Raw genomic sequence first — 17270 nt, 5'->3', positions numbered from 1 at the left:
CTCCGGTTTGGGGACCGGAGAGAAGGAGTATCGGGGGTAATCCGGCGTGTCTTCACGACTGAATGTCGCTGTCATCGGTGCGGGGTACTGGGGGCCGAACCTGGCCAGGAACTTCCGCGCCTCGTCCGAATGGAACCTGGCCGCGATCTGCGATCTCGACCTCGAGCGCGCGCGTCGCGTGGGCGACAGCGTCGGCGGGGTTCCGATCACCGCGAGCCTCGACGAGGTGCTGCACGACCCGATGGTCGACGCCGTCGCGATCGCGACGCCTGCGCGCACCCATCACCCGATCGTGCTGGCTGCGCTCGACGCGGGCAAGCACGTGATCGTCGAGAAGCCGCTGGCGGACACCCGCGAGCGCGGCGTCGAGATGGTGGAGCGGGCGCGCGAGAACGGTCTGGTCTTGATGGCCGACCACACGTACTGCTACACCCCCGCGGTGCTGAAGATCCGTGAGTTGATCGAGGAGGGGGCGCTCGGCGACATCCTGTTCGTCGACAGCGTGCGCATCAACCTCGGGCTCATCCAGCCCGACGTCGACGTCTTCTGGGACCTCGCGCCGCACGACCTGTCGATCATGGACTTCATCCTCCCCGGCGGCCTCGACGTCACCTCGGTGTCGGCGCACGGCTCGGATCCCCTGAGTACAGGCAAGGCGTGCATCGGCTACCTGGCGATGCCGCTGACCAGCGGCGGCATCGCCCACGTGCACGTCAACTGGCTCAGCCCGACCAAGATCCGCCAGATGGTCATCGGCGGCACCAAGCGCACGCTCGTTTGGGACGACCTCAACCCGCAGCAGCGCGTCAGCGTGTACGACCGAGGGGTGGACCTCGCCCTGCAGTCGAAGGAGACGGCCGACACGCGCGCCGCCAACATCTCGTACCGGCTCGGCGACACGTGGGCCCCGGCGCTGCCGGAGCGCGAGGCCCTGGCGAACGTGGCGAGCGAGTTCGCCGCGGCGATCCGCGAGGAGCGCCCAGCACGCACGAGCGGCGAATCAGGTCTGCGCGTGCTCTCGGTCCTCGAAGCCGCCTCCGCAAGCCTCGGCGCCTACGGTGCGCCGAGCTCCGTCGCGTCATACATCAAGGAAGTGCAGGAAGCATGACCACGCTCGAAGGCACCCGCGTCCTCGTCACCGGCGGCGCCGGGACGATCGGATCCACCCTGGTCGACCAGCTGCTCGATGCCGGGGTGGGCCACGTCGACGTGCTCGACAACCTCGTGCGCGGGCGCCGCGCCAACCTCGATGGCGCCATGGCGACCGGCCGGGTGGAGCTCGTCGACGGCGACATTCGCGACGCGAAGCTCGTGGACGAACTGACGGCAGGCAAGGATGTCGTCTTCCATCAGGCGGCGATCCGCATCACCCAGTGCGCGGAGGAGCCGCGACTGGCGCTGGAGGTCCTCGTCGACGGCACGTTCAACGTGGTGGAGTCCGCGGCGAAGCACCGCGTCAAGAAGCTGATCGCCGCCTCCAGCGCGTCGGTGTACGGCATGGCCGAGGAGTTCCCGACCACCGAGCGTCACCACCACGAGAACAACGACACCCTGTACGGGGCGGCGAAGTCGTTCAACGAGGGATTGATCCGCAGCTTCCGCGCGATGCAGGGGCTCGACTACGTGCTGCTGCGCTACTTCAACGTCTACGGTCCGCGGATGGACGTCCACGGGCTCTACACGGAGGTCCTCGTGCGGTGGATGGAGCGCATCGCCGACGGCAAGCCGCCCCTCATCTTCGGGGACGGCCGGCAGACGATGGACTTCGTATGCGTGCCCGACATCGCGAGGGCGAATGTGCTGGCGGCGCGCAGCGACATCGTCGAGGGGACCTACAACATCGCCAGCGGCACCGAGACCAGCCTGCTGGAACTCGCCGAAGCGCTGCTCAGGGTGATGGGTTCGGAGCTCGGCGTCGAGCACGGGCCGGAGCGCGCGGTCAACGGCGTGGTGCGTCGCCTTGCCGACACGTCGGCCGCCCGGCGCGACCTCGGGTTCGAGGCGACGATCGGCATTGACGAGGGACTTCGTCAGCTCGTCGACTGGTGGCAGCCGCTGCGCGAGGAGATCGCCGCTGGGCGGGCGGTGCCCGTCTCATGACCGGCCGCATAAATGTGATGGTGCCGTGGCTCGGCCAGGAGGAGACGGATGCCGTCGCCGAGGCCATCGCCAGCGGCTGGGTCGCCCAGGGGCCGCGGGTGGCCCGCTTCGAGGAAGAGTTCGCCGACGCCATGCAGGCCCGCTACGCCGTCGCGACGAGCAGCTGCACCACCGCGTTGCATCTCGCCCTCATCGCCGCGGGGGTAGGCGCTGGCGACGACGTGGTCGTGCCGTCGTTCTCGTTCATCGCGACCACGAACGCCGTCCGCTACGTGGGAGCGAATCCCGTCTTCGCCGACGTCGACCCAGTCACCGGCAACGTCACCGGCCACACGGTCGCCGAGGCGCTGACTCCGCAGACGAGGGCGGTCATCGCCGTCGATCAGGGCGGCATCCCGGTCGATATCGACGACATCCGCTCCTTCACCGACCAGCTCAACATCGTCGTCATCGAGGATGCCGCGTGCGGCGCGGGCTCGACGTACAAGGGCCGACCGGTCGGCGCGGGCGCCGAGATCGCCGCGTGGTCCTTCCATCCGCGCAAGCTCCTCACGACGGGCGAGGGCGGCATGCTCACGACGTCCAACCCCGACTGGGCGGACCGCGCCCGGCATCTGCGCGAACACGCGATGAGCGTATCGGCGGCGGATCGGCACGCCTCGGTGCTGCCGCCGGCGGAGGAGTACACCGAGGTCGGCTTCAACTACCGCATGACTGACCTGCAGGCGGCCGTCGGCATCGTCCAGCTGAGGCGGCTGCCCGAGATCGTCGCTCGACGCCGCGCGATCGCGGAGCGCTACCAGCAGGCGATCGGCGAGATCCCCGGCCTGCGCGCCGTGGCCGACCCGGACCACGGCACCAGCAACTTCCAGTCCTTCTGGGTCGAGGTCGGAGGCGACTACCCCACCGACCGCGACGGACTGCTCGAAGCCCTCGCCCACTCCGACATCTCGGCGCGCCGCGGCATCATGGCGTCGCATCGCCAGCCCCCCTACCGGGATCTGGCGCCCGAGAACGGTCTGCCGGTCACCGAACGGCTCAACGACCGCACGCTGATCCTCCCCGTCTTCCACCAGCTGACGGAGGAGGACCAGGACCGCGTGATCGCCGTCCTGCGCTCGCCGATCGGAGCGGCGTAGTGGCGGACGGTCTCCTCCTCGTCGGGGCGAGCGGTCTGGCGCGCGAGGTCCTCGCGGCGGGGATCACGGGCGTCGTCGGCATTCTCGACGACAACGTCGAACTTCATGACACCGAAATCGCGGGCATCCCGGTCGTGGGGTCGGTCGTCGACGCGGTGACGCGCGCCGAGTCCTTGCTCGTCTGCGTCGGTCCGAGCCAGAGCAGGCGCGAAGTCGTCCGGCGGTTCCGCAAGTTCGGGATCGATGAACAGCGCTACGCGACCTTCGTCGCCCGGTCGGCGCGGATCGGCCGCTCCAGCGACGTCGGCTCCGGCAGCATCCTGCTCGACGGCGTCGTCGTGACAGCGGACGCCGCGCTCGGGCGGCACGTCGTCGTGATGCCGAACTGCACCATCACGCACGACGACGTCCTCGAGGACTTCGTGACGTTGGCGGCCGGCGTGTCGCTGGGCGGGACCGTCCGGGTGCACGAGGCGGCGTACGTCGGGATGAACGCGTGCGTGCGTCAGGGGCTGACGATAGGCTCCGAGTCCACGGTGGGAATGGGGGCCGTCGTGCTGAGCGACATCCCTGCGGAAGCGACGTGGGCCGGGGTGCCCGCTCGCGAGATCGGAGCGCACCAGTGAGCACCACGGTCCCCTTCCTCGATCTCGCCGCCCAGCAGGCGGAGGTCGCCGACGAGGTCTCCGCGGTCTGGCGTCAGCAGCTCACCGCTGCGTCCTTCATCGGCGGTCCGGAGGTCGACGCCTTCGAGGGGGAGTACGCGCAGTACATCGGCGTCGAGTACGTCGTCGGGGTCTCCAACGGCACCGATGCGCTCGAACTGGCGTATCGGGCGATCGGAGTCGGTCCCGGCGACGAGGTCATCATGCCCGCGAACACTTTCATCGCGACCGCCGAGGCTGCCTCGCGCATCGGCGCGGTGCCGGTCTTCGTCGACGTCGACGAAGAGTACCTCCTGATCGACCCCGACGCGATCGAGGCGGCAATCACCTCCCGCACAAAGGCGATCGCGCCGGTGCACCTTTTCGGTCAGACCGCTCCCATGGAGTTGATCGCACCGATCGCCGCGAAGCACGGCCTGGATATCGTCGAGGACGCCGCGCAGTCACAGGGCGCGTCCGGTCCCGCCGGTCGTGCGGGCGCGCTCAGCCGCGTGGCGGCCACGAGCTTCTATCCGGGCAAGAACCTCGGCGCCGCCGGCGACGCCGGTGCGGTGATGACCGACGACGCGGGCGTCGCCGCGCTGATCCGCAACCTCGCGGCGCACGGCAGCTCGGTCAAGTACGTGCATGACCACGTCGGCATGAACGCGCGCCTGGATGCGGTACAGGCGACAGTGCTGCGCGCCAAGCTGCGTCGGCTCGACGGGTGGAACGCCGCGCGGCGCGCCGCCGCCGATCGCTACTGCGAGATGCTCCACGGCGTCGAAGGCGTCCGTCTCCCCGCGGTCCGCCCGGGCAATCAGGATGTCTGGCACCTGTACGTGGTCCGCGTGCACGAGCGCGACCGGGTGATGGCCGAGCTCACCGCGGCGGGCATCGGGGTCGGCATCCACTACCCCACCGCGGTTCATCTCACCGAAGCGTACGAGCCGCTCGGGTATCGACGTGGGCAGTTCCCGATCGCCGAGGCCGCCGCCGACGAGATCCTGTCGCTGCCGATGTTCCCCCACCTGACCGAGCAGCAGCAGCTTCGTACAGCGGACGTGCTACGAGGCCTCTGGTGAGTACGGGAATGCGGAGGACGCAGCAGCTCCCGCGGCCGCAGGGGCTGCGGGTGGTGATCGGACTCGCCGGGCTCGCACTGGGAGGCTGTCAGATCAACGCGATCGACCTCGCACGAACCCTTCGCGAACGAGGGCACGCGGTGTGGGTGGTCGCCGTGAGAGACGACGCTGTGTCGCAGTCGATTCTGCCGTACGCACGAGAGAGCGGCATCGAGGTCGAGTTCGTCGAATGGGAGGGCCTGGCGCGCACTGCTGCGGCTCTGCGGCGCGTCGTCGACGCGCATCGTGCCGACATCGTCCACGCGTTCGCTCCCTGGCTGGGGCGAGTCGCCGCGGTGTCGTCTGCGGGCTGGACGGCGGGCGCCGCCGTCGAGACGAACTGGAACATGGAGAACGCGTTCTGGGGTTCGCCATACGTCCCCCTCATCGTCGGAACGGGCGGGATGCAGGAGGAAGCGGAGTCACGGCTTCGCGCGGCGGTCCACCTCATGGAGCCGCCCGTCGATCTGCATGCCGACCATCCCGATCCGGTGCGGGGAGAGCAGTTCCGGCATGAGCTGGGTGTCGGCGACGATCAGACCCTGCTGTCGATGGTCACGCGAGTCGACAAGGCAATGAAGTCGGAGGCCATCCTGCGGTCGATCTCCGCCGTGGAGCGGATCGACGACCCGCGCCTCCGGCTCGTCATCGTCGGCGACGGCGATGCCTTCGAGCTGGTGTCCCACGCTGCCGAGGACGCGAACGCGCGACTGGGCAGGGTGGCTGTTCAGCTCACCGGCTCCCTGCAGGATCCGCGCCCGGCCTACGCCGGCGCGGACGTCGTCCTCGGGATGGGGGGCTCGGCGATCAGGGGGCTCGCCCACGGCAAACCGGTCGTCGTCGTGGGGGAAGGAGGCTTCTCGCTGCCGTATGAGCCGGCGAGCCTGCCGCACTTCCGGCGCCACGGCTTCTACGGGACCGAGCGGGAACGGCGATCCGACATGGATCTCGCCGATCAGATCGTCGGGATCTACGCGGACGAGCGCCGCCGCGAGGCGCTCGGCGGATTCGCCTTGCAGGAGGCGACGGAGCGGTTCGGGCTCGATGCGACCGCCGACGCCCTGGAGACGATCTATCGTGCTGCGCTCTCGAATGCACCCGGACCCGCCACTCGGCGTGTCGTTGCCAGCCGACTTGTCGTGAAGGCGCGGCTCGAGTCGATCCGCGCGCGGTGGGGTCGGGTGGGCCGTCGTGTCCGCCGCTGATCCGTCGCCGACGGACGCGCCGTCGGGCGATCTCGATCGAAAGGTCCGTCGCGGAAGCTTCTGGCTCGGCGGCAACTCGATCGTCATGCGCGTATCGAACATCGCGGTGATGGCCGTCGTCGCCCGGCTCGTCTCGCCCGAGGAGTTCGGCATCTTCACCCTGGCCGTCGTCGCGCACGCGATGATCGTCACCTTCGCAGAGCTGGGCATCGGATCGGCGATCGCGAGGAACGACCTGGACGAGCGTGCGATCGCACCGACCGCCATCACGATGTCGGTCGGCGTCAGCGCGGCGCTCGGCGGGCTGCTGGCCGTCTTCGCCGAGCCCGTCGCGTCGCTCCTGGGTTCGGAGGCGGCCGCGCCGGCGCTGAGGATCCTGGCGATCTCCGTGGCCCTCAGCGGAGTGTTCGTCGTTCCCAGCGCGCAACTTCAACGTGAGTTCCGTCAGAACGTGATCTTCTCGACCAGCCTCGTCGGTACCGTCGTGGGCGCGGTAGTGCTGATAGGCCTCGCGCTCGTCGGCGACGGAGCTCAGGCGTTCGCCTGGTCGCGCGTCGCCGGCCAGCTGGTGACAGGCATACTCGTGATCGTCGCCGTCTCGCATCGGTACGGTCCCGGGTGGAGCCGGTCCGCGTCGCGCCTCCTGATCCAGTTCGGGCTCCCCCTGGCGCTGGCGAATCTCCTGAGCCAGCTCATCGCCAATGTCGACTATGTCTACGTCGGGCACATGCTCTCCCTCCGGGACGTCGGGCTCTACACCTTGGCGTTCAACGTCTCGTCGTGGGCCTCGTCCGTGCTCGGTTCGATCCTCAACGGCATCGTGCTGCCCGCGTTCTCCACGGTGCGAAAAGAGGGCGGCGACATCCCGGGCACGCTGGCGACCTCCGTACGCGTCGTCGGACTGATCGCGTTCCCGATCGCTGCGCTGACGAGCGGTCTGGCCTCACCGTTGATACTGACGATCTACGGGAACCAGTGGGCGGACGCTGCCCCGATCGTCGTCATCCTTTCGGTCTACGGGGCCGCGAACGCCATCGGACAGCTGGTCGCGAACATCCTCATCGCATCGGGGCGGACCGGGGTGCTGTTCAGCGTGCAGGTCGTCGTGCTGATCGTCCTCGTCCCGGCACTCTGGCTCGGGATCTCGACCGCGGGTCTCATCGGGATCAGCCTCGTGCACGTCTTCACCGTCGTGGCGATCACCATCCCGATCTACCTCGTGTCACTGCGCCGTGCACTGAACGTGCGGGTCCTCGGCATGCTGGCGGCCGGGCTGTGGCCGCTTACCGCCGCCGTCGCAGCCGGAGGGGTGGCATACGTGGCATCGCATCTCGTCGCGATACCGATCTGGCAGCTCCTCCTCGGCGGCCTCTGCGGCGGGGCCCTCTATCTCCTGCTGACGTGGCGATCTCTCCGACGCTATCTTCCGCGGCGCTCTCAGGGGCGCCGTGCCAAGTGGCAGTCAGGGGCGCAGACCGGGACGGAGCAGCGGCCGTGAGGCGCGTGCTTCTCGCGCTCGAACGTCTCGCCGTACGACTCGTGCCGGCGAGAATGCGCGCCGCCGTCCGACCGTTGGTGCGCAGGAATCGACCTGCAGCCCTCGACTCGTGGAGCCTGCCCCTCGTTGCCGGCGGACCGGTGCCGACCTGGCCGACCGCGGTCGCACCGCCACGGGCGGTGACACCGCCGGTGCGTCGGAGCGCGTCCGCGGCTCGCTGTCTGCTCGTCACCGACACCCTCGACACCGGTGGCGTCGACGAGGTGGTGGCGTTTCTGGCACGTTCGCTGCCCGCTCACGACTTCGAGGTCGCCGTCCTGCTGGCCTCGGACGCGGAGACCAAGGGCATCGGCCTCATCGGGAGGGAATTGGCCGAGGCCGGCGTCGAGGTGGTCGATCCGGGGCCGGAGCAGGGCCCCGACTGGGTCCGGAGCTGGCGACCGGACGTGATGTATCTGCACGGCGGGATGCAATGGCCGGTGTCGGTCGCGAACGACCTGGGCATACCGGCGGCCGCGGTGCTGCACGGGATGCACGATCTCTTCAACCTGAGCGATGACGAGGTGGCTGCGCGGTCGCTCAAGCTCTCCGCCGTCGTCGCCGTCAGCGAACTCGTCCTCGAGGAGTACCTGCACAAGGCCGGAGATGTGCACGGCACCCTGGCGGTGACCATCCCCAACGGCGTCGATCCGGCGAAGGTTTCGCGTATCGACCGACGGGCTGCTCGCTCTGCGCTCGGTCTGCGCGACGAGATCCTCTTCGTCTGCCTTGCGAGGCACTGTCTCCAGAAGAACACCTTCGCGCTGGTGAGCGCCTTCGAGGACGTCGCGGGGTCACTTCCGAACGCCCACCTGCTGGTTGCCGGCCGTGTCGATGAGGCCGTGTACACCCGTCAGGTCATCGGTCTGCGGGACAGATCCGCGGCTGCGGACCGCATCCACCTCCGCGACAACGTGCAGCGTGTGGACGTCCTCCTCGGCGCGGCGGACGTGTTCGTCCTCGACTCCTATTTCGAGGGATGGTCGCTCGCGTCGATGGAGGCGCTGGCGTCGGGTGTTCCCTCGGTGCTCAGCGATGTCGGAGGCGCGAGGGAGCAGCTCGATGTGGGTGTTCCGAACGGACTGCTCGTGCCCAATCCACTGGGCGACCCTATCGGGCTCACGTGGGACGCCATGCTGCGTGCACGCTTCCGGCCGCAGCTCAACCGCGAGGCCCTGACCGGGGCCCTTTGCGCTGTCGCCACGGGCGCGATCGAGTCGTCACGAGCAGAGATCGCCGATGCTTCGCTGCAGGCCTTTCGAGCCGATCGATCCGTTGCGGCGCATGCGGGCCTTCTCCGCACCCTCCTGAGCTGACGCTCCGTAGCCTCGCCTACGGCTCGGCCACCACCTTTCCCTTGCCATCGGTGCCGGACGGGCTGTAGAGGTAGTTGTCCGTCCACTGCGCCCAGCCTTCGCCTCTTCCCGCGAGCTTCGTCGGCCCGTACTCCGTCGGCAGCATGCGGTTGTCGATGGCTCGCATGTTGTAGTACGTGACGCCGGGGAATCGGCCCTGGTCGTCTTCGAGGATGAGGTTGAATCCCATGCCCGCCAGCAGGTTACCCTGCGCGGTGAGGTTGCGGACATCGTCCCCGTTGGCCTGGACGAAGAAGGCCCCGGTGGCGTTGGCGCCGTCGCAGTCGAAGTAGTTGTCCTTCACGAGAAGCTGGCGGTTGGCGTTGGTCGAGCTGTCGAGGTCTCGGACCGTGAACGCGGACTGGTGATTTCCGCTCCCGTTCGCGTCACCGTAAGCGATCAGCCGATCGACGTAGTTGTTCTGGATGACGACGTTCGCGCCGGTCTTCTCGTAGCTGCCCTGGATGCCGATGCCACTGCCCGAGTCGTGGACGTAGTTGCGGTACATGCTGGCGACGCCGTTGAAGAAGCCGATGAACGCCTTCTCGCGATCGGAGAGCAGGGAGCCGTCGTACTCGCTGTCTTGGATGGTGATGGGTCCCTGCAGACCGCGATTGTTGTTCCAGGTGGTCAGCGAGGTGGTTCCCATACCGACGGCACCGGGCTTGGGCTGGATGCAGCTCTCTTTGATGGTGATGTTGCCCATCGACAGATCGAGCCATCCGGTGATGCGCATCCGCGAGATCACCGTGCCGGCGGGAACGGTGTTGCCCGTCTGCTTGTATTCGGGCAGGTCTGCGCACTTCAGTCCGAAGGGTGCCAGCCCCACCTTCGAGGAGGTGAGATTCCAGCCCTTGCCGATCGACGGCTGCGCGGTGACCCCGCCGGCGGGGGGTTCGGGCGGCGTCGTGGGAGTCGGGGATGCAGTGGGCGTGGGTGTGGGCGTCGGCGTCGAGGTGGGCTTCGGCGTCGGAGTCGGCGTCGGCGTGGAGGTCGCCGTCGGAGTCGGACGCGGCTGAGTGGTCGCCGTCGGCCGCGGGGTCGGCGTGGACGTCGCGGTCGGTGTCGGCGTGGGCGTTGCACCCGGAGCACTGGGGTCGGCGACGAACATCGTGTCGACCCAGTACTGGCTGGAGCGCCAGGTCTTGGTCGGGAAGGTCGACGACTTGCCGTAGGAGTAGACCCCGCTGCGGCCCGCCGGAACCGAGAGCACCTTCGACTCCGACTGCGCGGTGAATCCGACGGTCGATGCGTACCGGCCGTTCGGAGCGTGGTACGAGACGACGTACCGCTGGTCGGCCTTGACCGACACCGGCTGGCTGAAGCTCACGGACTGCCAGCCGCTGCGGGTCTCGTTGGCGAAGGTCGCGGTGGCCAGGAGCTTGCCGTCAGGCCCCCAGAGGTTGCCGACATGCGTGCCTGTGTTCTCTTTCGTCTTCCAGAACTTCACGCCCAGGACCACGCCGTCGGTCTCGCTCACGAAGGCGGTGCCGAGCTCGACCGGCACACGGTCGCTGTCGACGACCGGCGTCGCGTCGGGCGCGGCGCCCCAGAGCGTCTCGGGGGTCGCCGGAGCTGCGGAAGCCACGACAGGAATCACGGCACCGGCGACCAGCAGAGCGGTGACGGTCACGGCGAGTGCGGACAGCCGACGAGCCCGGGTGCGGCGTACGGCGGAGCGGCGGACGAGCTTTCTGAGGGGCGCGGGGGGAGTGTTCATCAGGGGAATTGCCTTCACGGACTCGGGTTGGGTGCGACGTCCAGGAGGTGTCCAAACATCGATCGATTCATCGTCGCATGGGGCGAATTTCCCTCCAAGTGAGAATCCGGCTCACACGTTAGAATCGGCTCATTCTCGGCCCTGACCGCTTCGGATTGGACGCGCTCTGTGAGAGAAACCCCCTCGGCCGAGCCGCACGTGCTCGTCATCGTGCAGAACCTTCCCGTTCCGCTCGATCGCCGGGTCTGGCTGGAGTGCCAGGCACTGGTCGCCAACGGATACCGCGTGAGCGTGATCTGCCCGAAGGGGCCGGGCGACCCCCGTCGTCAGGTCATCGACGGGATAGCGATCTACAAGTACCGCCCGGCACCCGAGGCGAAGGGCCTCTTCGGATTCGCGATCGAGTTCGCCTACTCGTGGATCCGGACCTTCTTCCTCTCGTTCGCGGCCCGGCGCAGAGGCCGGTTCGCCGTCATCCAGGCCTGCAACCCGCCCGACACGTACTGGCTGCTCGCTCGATTCTGGCGGCTGACGCGCTCCGCGTTCGTGTTCGATCAGCACGATCTGAACCCGGAGCTCTTCCGGTCCCGGTTCGGGGAACCGCGCGGCGGCCTCAAAGCCGTCGAATACCGCGGCCTGCTCTGGCTCGAGCGGATGACCTATCGCACTGCCGACCGGGTCATCTCGACCAACGAGTCCTACGCGCGGATCGCGCGTGAGCGGGGCCGCAAGGACGCAGCGCACGTCACCGTGGTGCGCAGCGGTCCCGACACGCAGAGCATGCGGCCGATCTACCCGGACTCGCCGCGGCCGAGCGAAGGCATCGAGCTCGCCTACCTCGGCATCATGGGGCCCCAGGACGGCGTAGACACGTGCCTGCACGTCGTGGACGAGCTGGTGAACCGCCGCAACCGCCGCAACGTCCACGCCACACTGATGGGGTTCGGCGACAGCTATGCCGAACTGGTGGCGCTCTCCGAGGGTCTGGGGCTCACCGAGCACGTCACCTTCACGGGGCGCGCGGATCGCGCGATGATCGCTCAGCGTCTCAGTCGCGCCGACATCGGCCTGTGTCCCGACCTGAAGACGCCGCTCAACGATGTGTCGACGATGAACAAGACCATGGAGTACATGGCGTACGCCCTGCCGTCGGTGTCGTTCGATCTGGTCGAGACCCGTGTCAGCGGCGCAGACTCCGTCCTCTACGTCCCGTCCGGAGACGTCTCGGCGTTCGCCGATGCCGTCGAGCAGCTGATGGATGACCCGCAACTGCGTGTCGAGATGGGCCGGCTGGCACGTGCGCGGGTGTCGAGCGAACTGGACTGGCGACCGCAGGCGCGGTCGTACGTGGGGGTCTTCGACGGGTTGACGCGGACCCGCAGGGGCGAGCTCGTCGATGCCAATCCGCCGCGCTCCGCTCCCGCGGATGAGCAGGGCGATCTCTATGTGCCGCTCGACGATGACGCGGAGTTCGACCGGTTCATCCGTGAGCGCCGGTCCACGCCGCAGATCGGCGCGACGCCGTGAGGGTGGAGGTGCTCCTCGCCACGTACAACAGCGAGCGCTTCCTCGCCGAACTGCTGGATTCCCTCTCCGCACAGACGTTCCGGGACTTCGTCCTGGTCGTCAGCGACGACTGCTCCGTCGACAGCACGCTGGCGATCCTCGCCGAGAAGAGGGACCGCTTCGCGCATCCGCCCGAGGTGCATGCCCGAACGACGCCCAGCGGAAGCGCGGGCGCGAATTTCGCCTCGCTTCTCGCGCTGTCCACGGGTGATGTCGTCTTCCTCGCGGATCACGACGATGTCTGGATGCCTGAGAAGATCGAGCAGGGCCTGACGCGCATGGCCGCGCTCTCCGCCAGGAGCCCGGAGGGGGCGGCCCTGCTGGTGCACGGCGACCTCCAGGTCGTGGACGCGAAAGGACGCCTCATCGCCCCATCGTTCTGGGCCTATAAATCGATCTCGCCGCAGGCGGGGACCCAGCTGCGGACCGCGCTGATGCACCCGTCCGTCACCGGCTGCACCGCAGTGCTCAACCGCCCCCTCGTGGAACACGTGCGTGACATTCCGCGTGCGGCGATCATGCACGATTGGTGGATCAACCTCGCGGCTTGCGCATTCGGGGCGGTCGACTTCGATCCGAGCCCGTGGATCAAGTACCGGATCCATGGTTCGAATGTGTCGGCACCGAAGCGTTCGAGTCTCCTCGGTGCGCTACAGCGGCTTCCGCGTCCGAGTGATGTCCGGCGGTGGATCCGGCTGCGGCTCGACCAGGGTGCCGACTTCCTCACGGCGTATCGCACGGAGCTTCCCCGCGATGCGAGCGAGACTCTTGACGAATTCGTCGCGCTGCGGTCGGCCAGCTGGTTGCGCCGTAGAATAATCCTGGTGCGCGGCGGGTTTCTGACCCCCGACGCGTGGCGAAACGCCGCGATGCTGATACTGATCTGAGAATCGGATGCGCACCCGCCGCGAGTTGCGGGTAACGGCGCGAGGCGCAACGGCTCGCGGCTACCCTGGTGGGTGGCGCGCGCACGCGTTGCTCTGGCTCTTGGGGGGAGGGGTGTCTTCGTGGCATTTCGCGACCTCATGCGCACCCTCTTGCGCCGTTGGTATGTGGTCCTGGCAGCACTGTTGTGCGGGGCGGCCTTGACGTTCTCGTTCGCGCAGGATCGCGGAGTCTTCACCACGCGGACCGCCATCACGTTCATGTACCCGAACGCGTCGGCACTGGACCGCTACAACGGCATCGGCGACAGCAGCGTCATCTCTTTCGTCGCGGCCATCGCCCAGGAGATCAACGACGGTGCGCCGCCCAAGACGTACGCTGCCGACAGCGCCCCCTACTGGGGTGCGGGCGTGAGGGACGGCGTGCTGGTGACGCTTCCCAACGAGGGCACCCAGTGGCTCGCCATCTACCGGCACGCGCAGATCGACATCCAGATCGTCGACCCCTCCTACGCGCAGGTGGAAGCGACCCAGGAGAAGCTGATCGACGAAGTCTTCCGGGTCGCCGACCAGCGCCAGGCGGACGCGGGTATACCGAAGCAAGCACGGATCGTCCCGATCGTCGAACCCCTCACGACGCACATCCTGCAAGCGTCCTCGAACCGCACGGCGCTGGTCCTCGCGGGCGGTGGCATGGCCATCGCCGCCCTGCTCGTCGGCGGCTGGGCGGCGGTGATGCTCGACAGACTCCTGCGGCATCATCGGACCCGGGTCCGGCATGCGACCGAGACCGTCGCACCTGAAGCAACGATGAAGGAAGCCACCGTATGAACCTCGCCGAAACGCTCCTCGGGCTCCGACGGCGCTGGTACATCGTCGTTCCGGGGATCCTGCTCGCCGTGGTCCTCGCCGCGGTGACGTGGTTCTTGGTCAAGCCGACGTACCAGACGTCGGCCACGCAGCTCCTCATCCCGAGCAGCGGGTCCTTCGCGCCCAACACCGGGAACCCGTTCCTGAACCTGGGCGGACTGAGCCAGGCCGCAGATGTCCTGGTGGGGGCCATGGGCGCCGATGACGTCGCCGGGGAGATCATGGACGAGCACGACGGGTCGACGATCGTGGTGGCGCGCGACTGGGGGAACTCCGGGCCCTCGATCCTGTTCACGGTGACCGCACGCAGCGAGAACGAGGCGACGGCGGTGCTTCGCGAGATCGTCGACCAGACCGAGGTCGTCCTCGGGCAGCTTCAGGACGACGAGGGGATCGAGGAGGACTTCCGGATCAACACGATCCCCATCACCTTCGACGCGAACCCGATCATCGACCAGAAGAGCCGGATGACCACGGCCGCCGGCGTCGGCGCCGCTGTCGCCATCTTCGCCGTCCTGCTCGCCGCCGTGCTCGACGGGCTTCTTCGCCGGCGCCGAGCCGCGGCCTCCGACGTCGCCGCTCGCAGGTCGTCGAACGTCGAGCCATGAGCAGCACGTCGCCGATCGGTGCGCCGCAGCCGGCGATCGGCCGTGACTACAGCGGCGTCGCGCGCTGGCGCGGGTTCACCGCGACGACGGCGCTCACCGTCTATCTGGTCCTGTTGCTGGCGGTTCCGTCGAACGTGACGATCGCCGCGCTCGGAGCATACGGCCGGCCGTCGCTGCTGTGGGGTCTGTTCCTCCTTGCCTGGTGGCTGCTCTCGCGCATCCAGTACCGCGTGGTGGACGTCAGACCCGTTGCGCAGCCAATTCGCCATGCCTTCGGACTGCTGCTGGTCATCGCGCTCGTGAGCTTCGCGGCGGCGATGATGCGGGGGCAGCCGGTAGACCAGGTGAGTCCGGCGATCACCGCCCTGGTCAGGATGGCCTCGTGGGCGGGCGTGATGCTCGTCGCGATGGACGGGGTGCGTACGATCACCGAGATCGCGACCCTCGCGAGGCGCCTCGCGATCGCCGCGGGACTGCTCGCGGGTCTCGGCCTCCTCCAGTCGATCACCCACCAGACGTTCCTGGATTGGTTCGGGATGATTCCCGGGCTAACCTATGGCGGCGAAGGCATCGGCGCCCGGGGCGAATTCGCCCGTGCGACGGGTACGGCGATACATCCGCTGGAGTTCGCCGTGTCGCTGATCGGACTCCTGCCGATCGCGTTCGCGGCAGCAGTGACCGCGGGGTTCCGGCACGACGAGAAGCCGCACCGCGTCCGTTGGTGGATCCCGGCGGTGCTGATCATGATCACGTCCCTCGTGGCGGTGTCGCGCTCGGCCATCATCGGATTGGTGATCGCGGTCATCGCGTCGATGTCGTTCCTGCCGGTGAAGCAGCGGTGGGTCGTCGCGGGCCTCGGTCTCGTCGCTCTGGTCGCGATCGCCGTCCTGGTGCCGGGGATGATCACGACGATGCTGTACCTGTTCATCGGGGCCTCGGATGACCCGAGCACGCAGTCGCGAGCGGACGCGCTGGAGCGTGTCCCGGAGTTCCTCGCCTCCTCGCCGGTGTACGGCGTCGGCTTCGGCACCTTCCTGCCGCGCTACTACATCTTCGACAACCAGATCGTGCTGCTCTTGATCGAGCTGGGCATCGCGGGGGTCATCGCCTTCGCCGCGCTCGTGATCGCGGCCCTATGGAGCACGCTGTGGGCGGGCCATGTCTCGCCACAGCCCGACACCAAACGGCTCTCGCGCATGTTCGGCGCCTCGCTGGTGTCGATCGTGGTGCTGTTCGTCTTCTTCGACGCGCTGTCGTTCCCCATCGCCGCCGGGATCTTCTTCCTCATCGTCGGCCTCTGCGGCAGCATGCGCACCATCGGGGCGGTGGATGCGCGCCTCGCAGCCGCTGCCGTGGGGCGGCAGACTCTCGATGAGCCGGAGGACGGAGTAGCGTCAGCGTCCGATGTCGGGGCGGAGGCTCCCGTAGAAGCCGAGCAGGTCGCTTCGCAGACCATCGAGCGTATAGCGGGAGAGGATCGCGTCTGACGCGGCGAGCCCCTCTGCCGTCAGCGCGTGCGGGTCCGCGTCGTAGCGCGAGACCGCGTGCTCGACGGCGTCGGCGAACGCCCGAAGGTCGCCGTCGGCCACGGGCCGACTGTAGGCGGGGTCGAAGAACTCCTTGCCGCCGTGCCCGTCGTAACCGATGACGTACGCGCCGCAGGCCATGGCCTCTGCCGGGGGAAGGCCGAATCCTTCGCGCTCGTTGAACGCCAGGAAGATCGCGCTGGAGCGCAGCGTCTGGGCGACGCCCGTCTCGGACATCCCGTGGATCGGCACGAACTCCCATTCGACGCGCCCTCGAAGCTGAAGGATGCTGAGCAGCTGGCTTCGCTCCTGGGCTCGGCGGTTCGCCGCGTACGCGATCCTCCGGCGCGAGCCGGCATCGGTGTCGCGGTCGGGGTGAAACGTGGATGCCTCGATGACGGAGCGGGCGTAGTGCACCGGAATGCGGTCGAAGGCGAACCGCAGCAGCTCCAGGCTGTCCTCGGAGACGGTGAGAATGGCCGTGGCGCGGCCTGCGTTGAGGGCGCGGGCGTCGGGGACCGACAGGCTGTCGAACGTGTAGTAGGGACCCTGATTGAAGAGGACGACCGTCGGCCCCTGCGGCCATTCGGCGATGGCGCCGCCGTAGAACTCCGGAACGACCAGCACGTCGCGGGGGGTGACGACGACGTCTTCCGCGGGAAGGGTGCGCGTCCGGTTGTCGAACCATCCGGCGCGGTAGCCGTGGCCGTGATGGACGACGGCTGCGTCGAGGCCTGCCGCGTTCAGCACGTCGACGTGACGGTAGATGACCCGGACCCCGCCTCGGGGCCCCTTAGGGTCCGGCGACAGGTACAGGATCCTCGCGGACGTGTCGGCCTCGCCGAACCGGATCTTCGGCGGACGGCGGTGCCGCTGCGCGCGTGCGCGGCGCACGCCGTCGAGTACGCGGTGCACGCCAGTGATCGCTAGGTTCGTCATGAGGTTTCCACCATCCGCCGCTGCACGTCAGCCCACACTATCGGCGCCGTGCG

The 17270-nt window shown here is 68.4% G+C and carries 15 protein-coding genes; 13 read left to right on the top strand and 2 right to left on the bottom strand.

Translation table 11 applies throughout. The annotated features are described in order from the left end of the window. The first annotated feature begins 46 nt into the window (after nucleotides 1-46). The 8 genes from IM767_RS01615 (at nucleotide 47) to IM767_RS01580 (ending at nucleotide 9065) form a co-directional block, all read left to right on the top strand. Nucleotides 47-1108, top strand: coding sequence for a Gfo/Idh/MocA family protein (locus IM767_RS01615; RefSeq protein ID WP_109209661.1), 1062 nt, complete (start codon nucleotides 47-49; stop codon nucleotides 1106-1108). Next, nucleotides 1105-2100: an NAD-dependent epimerase/dehydratase family protein gene (locus tag IM767_RS01610; protein WP_109209660.1), complete on the top strand. Its 996-nt coding sequence runs from the start codon at nucleotides 1105-1107 to the stop codon at nucleotides 2098-2100. The genes IM767_RS01615 and IM767_RS01610 overlap by 4 nt, the downstream gene beginning before the upstream one ends. Further along, nucleotides 2097-3239, top strand: a complete 1143-nt coding sequence (locus IM767_RS01605) for a DegT/DnrJ/EryC1/StrS family aminotransferase (RefSeq protein WP_109209659.1) — start codon at nucleotides 2097-2099, stop codon at nucleotides 3237-3239. The genes IM767_RS01610 and IM767_RS01605 overlap by 4 nt, the downstream gene beginning before the upstream one ends. Next, nucleotides 3239-3865, top strand: a complete 627-nt coding sequence (locus IM767_RS01600; RefSeq protein WP_109209658.1) for an acetyltransferase — start codon at nucleotides 3239-3241, stop codon at nucleotides 3863-3865. The genes IM767_RS01605 and IM767_RS01600 overlap by 1 nt, the downstream gene beginning before the upstream one ends. Continuing rightward, nucleotides 3862-4968 carry a DegT/DnrJ/EryC1/StrS family aminotransferase gene (locus IM767_RS01595; protein ID WP_109209657.1) on the top strand — a complete coding sequence of 369 codons (1107 nt, stop codon included), beginning with the start codon at nucleotides 3862-3864 and terminating at the stop codon, nucleotides 4966-4968. The genes IM767_RS01600 and IM767_RS01595 overlap by 4 nt, the downstream gene beginning before the upstream one ends. Next, nucleotides 4965-6212, top strand: coding sequence for a glycosyltransferase family 4 protein (locus tag IM767_RS01590; protein ID WP_162564241.1), 1248 nt, complete (start codon nucleotides 4965-4967; stop codon nucleotides 6210-6212). The genes IM767_RS01595 and IM767_RS01590 overlap by 4 nt, the downstream gene beginning before the upstream one ends. Beyond that, the gene (locus IM767_RS01585) at nucleotides 6199-7710 is read left to right on the top strand and encodes an oligosaccharide flippase family protein (protein ID WP_109209655.1); all 1512 of its coding nucleotides are present in this window, start codon (nucleotides 6199-6201) and stop codon (nucleotides 7708-7710) included. The genes IM767_RS01590 and IM767_RS01585 overlap by 14 nt, the downstream gene beginning before the upstream one ends. A gap of 191 nt (nucleotides 7711-7901) precedes the next feature. Then, the gene (locus IM767_RS01580; protein ID WP_162564240.1) at nucleotides 7902-9065 is read left to right on the top strand and encodes a glycosyltransferase; all 1164 of its coding nucleotides are present in this window, start codon (nucleotides 7902-7904) and stop codon (nucleotides 9063-9065) included. Nucleotides 9066-9081: 16 nt separating this feature from the next. On the opposite strand, the gene IM767_RS01575 is transcribed toward IM767_RS01580, so the two are convergent. Beyond that, nucleotides 9082-10737, bottom strand: a complete 1656-nt coding sequence (locus IM767_RS01575) for a DUF4082 domain-containing protein (protein WP_162564239.1) — start codon at nucleotides 10735-10737, stop codon at nucleotides 9082-9084. Between the two features lie 255 nt (nucleotides 10738-10992). Between IM767_RS01575 and IM767_RS01570 the strand changes: the two genes are divergently transcribed. The 5 genes from IM767_RS01570 to IM767_RS01550 all read left to right on the top strand — a co-directional run bounded on the left by IM767_RS01570 (nucleotide 10993) and on the right by IM767_RS01550 (nucleotide 16239). Then, nucleotides 10993-12351: a glycosyltransferase family 4 protein gene (locus IM767_RS01570; RefSeq protein WP_109209652.1), complete on the top strand. Its 1359-nt coding sequence runs from the start codon at nucleotides 10993-10995 to the stop codon at nucleotides 12349-12351. 8 nt (nucleotides 12352-12359) lie between these two features. Then, the gene (locus tag IM767_RS01565) at nucleotides 12360-13277 is read left to right on the top strand and encodes a glycosyltransferase family 2 protein (protein ID WP_162564238.1); all 918 of its coding nucleotides are present in this window, start codon (nucleotides 12360-12362) and stop codon (nucleotides 13275-13277) included. 120 nt (nucleotides 13278-13397) lie between these two features. Next, nucleotides 13398-14105: a hypothetical protein gene (locus IM767_RS01560; RefSeq protein WP_162564237.1), complete on the top strand. Its 708-nt coding sequence runs from the start codon at nucleotides 13398-13400 to the stop codon at nucleotides 14103-14105. Next, the gene (locus IM767_RS01555) at nucleotides 14102-14752 is read left to right on the top strand and encodes a hypothetical protein (RefSeq protein WP_109209649.1); all 651 of its coding nucleotides are present in this window, start codon (nucleotides 14102-14104) and stop codon (nucleotides 14750-14752) included. The genes IM767_RS01560 and IM767_RS01555 overlap by 4 nt, the downstream gene beginning before the upstream one ends. Further along, entirely contained in the window at nucleotides 14749-16239 is a 1491-nt protein-coding gene (locus IM767_RS01550) for an O-antigen ligase family protein (RefSeq protein WP_109209648.1), read from the top strand. Before IM767_RS01555 ends, IM767_RS01550 begins: the two co-directional genes overlap by 4 nt. Here the strand turns inward: IM767_RS01550 and IM767_RS01545 are convergent. Further along, nucleotides 16147-17217 carry a glycosyltransferase gene (locus IM767_RS01545; RefSeq protein WP_109209647.1) on the bottom strand — a complete coding sequence of 357 codons (1071 nt, stop codon included), beginning with the start codon at nucleotides 17215-17217 and terminating at the stop codon, nucleotides 16147-16149. The two genes, IM767_RS01550 and IM767_RS01545, sit on opposite strands and share 93 nt — an antisense overlap. Nucleotides 17218-17270 lie beyond the last annotated feature (53 nt).

It is taken from the genome of Microbacterium ureisolvens, assembly GCF_015278315.1.
GTDB classification, from domain to species: Bacteria; Actinomycetota; Actinomycetes; order Actinomycetales; family Microbacteriaceae; genus Microbacterium; species Microbacterium ureisolvens.
Note: the sequence above shows the minus strand (reverse complement) of the source record. Positions and strands in the feature narration are given on the sequence as shown.

Coding starts and splice junctions, on each gene's coding strand:
- IM767_RS01610 (WP_109209660.1), top strand. CDS start 1,105: ATGACCACGCTCGAAGGCACCCGCGTCCTCGTCACCGGCGGCGCCGGG.
- IM767_RS01605 (WP_109209659.1), top strand. CDS start 2,097: ATGACCGGCCGCATAAATGTGATGGTGCCGTGGCTCGGCCAGGAGGAG.
- IM767_RS01555 (WP_109209649.1), top strand. CDS start 14,102: ATGAACCTCGCCGAAACGCTCCTCGGGCTCCGACGGCGCTGGTACATC.
- IM767_RS01550 (WP_109209648.1), top strand. CDS start 14,749: ATGAGCAGCACGTCGCCGATCGGTGCGCCGCAGCCGGCGATCGGCCGT.
- IM767_RS01545 (WP_109209647.1), bottom strand. CDS start 17,217: ATGACGAACCTAGCGATCACTGGCGTGCACCGCGTACTCGACGGCGTG.